This is a genomic window from Neobacillus pocheonensis (assembly GCF_050477905.1).
In the GTDB taxonomy this organism is placed as follows: domain Bacteria; phylum Bacillota; class Bacilli; order Bacillales; family Cytobacillaceae; genus Neobacillus; species Neobacillus pocheonensis_A.
In genome coordinates, this window is sequence record NZ_JBCNAD010000123.1 from 1 (window position 1) to 1,467 (window position 1,467).

Genomic DNA, 1,467 nt, shown 5'->3' on the forward strand with positions numbered 1-1,467 from the left:
GGCCCACCATATAATTAAATAATACATGGGGCCATAGCTCAGCTGGGAGAGCGCCTGCCTTGCAAGCAGGAGGTCAGCGGTTCGATCCCGCTTGGCTCCACCATAACATTTACTTAGCAAGTATTACCGGTTGAACGGTAACGGCTGCTGTGGTAAGATGATCTTCCTGCCCGTTAAACGGCAGCGAACAAAGATTTGTTCCTTGAAAACTAGATAATCGAAACAAAGCAACAAATGCTGAATCATCCTTAAAGATGATCTTATGATCAAATCTTTTTGGTTTTAACTACGAGCGAAGATTTATCTTTTTGAAGTGACCTTTGTGCGAAGCACAACGGAACGAAAAAAGATAAAGTCGGAGCGTACATCATGCCTTTAGAACTACAAATTTTTAAATATGCTCGATTTTCAATAGGCCCTATGGTATAATAAACCTAAATTTTATTTTATTTTGATCAATGGCAAACCTGATGAAAGTCAGGGACGCAAAGCTAAAGGGACTACAGTGTGAAGCACTATGTCAGCCAGCTGCCGAAAGATAGAGACGCATACGAGTATGCCTCCCTTTCGCGCAAGGAGATTTTTACTGACGGTCCCGCTGCTTGATTCGATGTTCTATCATTCATGGAGGCGGACTGAAATGAACAACACAACCGGAGTCCTATTGGAAACAAAGGTTCAAGACAATTTGTCGGATATTTTGGGAGAAGAACTATCGCAACAATTACTGTCGACGTTGTGTCTGGCATCCGATCGGCAGCTCGCCGAATTAAGGGAATCGCTGCAAGTTCTGTTTCAATGGATGCAGGAAAACGCAAGTGAGAAGCAGCCGTATCTCGTATAATGTGTATCAGCAAGAAAGACAGCCCCGATCGGAGCTGTCTTTCTTGTTTGGGCAAGACGGTTACGCATTCTCCCATCAAGCTGCATCACGACTGACATCGGGAGCAAGCATCCTCCGCGTTCCGGACAGGAGAATAGATTGATACAAAGAAGATGCCGAAAAAAATCAAAGTGTAGATGAACATAATCTCCTTGACCATCGGCAGTTGTATCCACTGGGCATGCTTAAACACGATGATATAAGCTTGGAATATGACGATTTTAAACAAATCGAGAAGAAGTTCGACCAAAAGATTACGCTCCATAATTGATCTCTCTTTTTCAATGTAGTCGCTGTTAAGCTATATTTATGTGCGATCCGCCTATATTATTCTTTTAAAATGGAAATAGAAGAAAAGCTTCATAGAAAGTACGACTGCATCTTCATCGATAGGGCTACGAACCGAACAAGCCATTTTATCGCAATAAATGCTCGACTCGGCGTACGACTTCTTCCACAGTGAAGCCGTATTCCCCGATCACCCTGGAAGCGGGTGCGGACGCGCCGAAACGGTTAATGCCCATCATCGCTCCATGATCGCCCGCATACTCCCGCCAACCCTGCGTAGTCCCCATCTCGATCGT

Annotated in this window: 2 protein-coding genes, 1 tRNA gene and 1 riboswitch; of the genes, 2 read left to right on the forward strand and 1 reads right to left on the reverse strand. The window is 44.3% G+C overall.

Annotation, left to right across the window (positions count from 1 at the left end; all coding sequences use genetic code 11):
• Positions 1–27: 27 nt before the first annotated feature.
• Positions 28–103, forward strand: a tRNA-Ala gene (locus ABES02_RS29880).
• A gap of 347 nt (positions 104–450) precedes the next feature.
• Positions 451–536, forward strand: a riboswitch (cyclic di-GMP riboswitch).
• A 104-nt stretch (positions 537–640) separates the two neighbouring features.
• Complete coding sequence (locus tag ABES02_RS29885; protein ID WP_430141705.1) at positions 641–844, forward strand: hypothetical protein; 204 nt, start codon at positions 641–643, stop codon at positions 842–844.
• Positions 845–1,299: 455 nt separating this feature from the next.
• On the opposite strand, the gene ABES02_RS29890 is transcribed toward ABES02_RS29885, so the two are convergent.
• Positions 1,300–1,458 (reverse strand): transketolase-like TK C-terminal-containing protein, encoded by a 159-nt coding sequence (locus tag ABES02_RS29890; protein ID WP_430141707.1) that lies wholly within the window; start codon positions 1,456–1,458, stop codon positions 1,300–1,302.
• Between the last annotated feature and the right edge of the window lie 9 nt (positions 1,459–1,467).

Excerpts from the sequence above, each read along its gene's own strand:
- ABES02_RS29890 (WP_430141707.1), bottom strand. The coding sequence starts at position 1,458 with ATGGGGACTACGCAGGGTTGGCGGGAGTATGCGGGCGATCATGGAGCG.
- ABES02_RS29885 (WP_430141705.1), top strand. The coding sequence starts at position 641 with ATGAACAACACAACCGGAGTCCTATTGGAAACAAAGGTTCAAGACAAT.